Here is a 304-nt window from a genome sequence, read left to right on the forward strand (position 1 = left end):
GTCGGCGTTTTCCACCACCGGCTCGGTGAGCGACGGCGTGGCCAAGGCGGTGCGCCGCGCGAGGTTCAAGGGCGACGTGCGCCTTATCGACGCTTACGGCGAGGACGCCACCTACGTCCGGGCCGTGGCCGCCTCCATCCGCAACGCGGGCTTTTCCGAAGAGTCGGGAGATCGCCTTCTGTTCTTGTTCCACTCCATTCCGCTGAAGGACATCGAGGCGGGGGATACCTACGAGCTGCAGACCGGGGCCACGAGTTTGGCCGTGGCCGGCGAGCTCGGGCTCGATCGCCGTGCCTGGACCATC

Annotated in this window: 1 protein-coding gene; it reads left to right on the top strand. The window is 67.4% G+C overall.

The features are described from left to right. Nucleotides 1-304 (top strand): ferrochelatase (locus NE591_RS14100; RefSeq protein ID WP_256156958.1); only part of this gene is annotated, 304 nt, incomplete at both ends.

This window comes from Adlercreutzia sp. DFI.6.23, from assembly GCF_024462535.1.
GTDB classification, from domain to species: domain Bacteria; phylum Actinomycetota; class Coriobacteriia; order Coriobacteriales; family Eggerthellaceae; genus Adlercreutzia; species Adlercreutzia rubneri.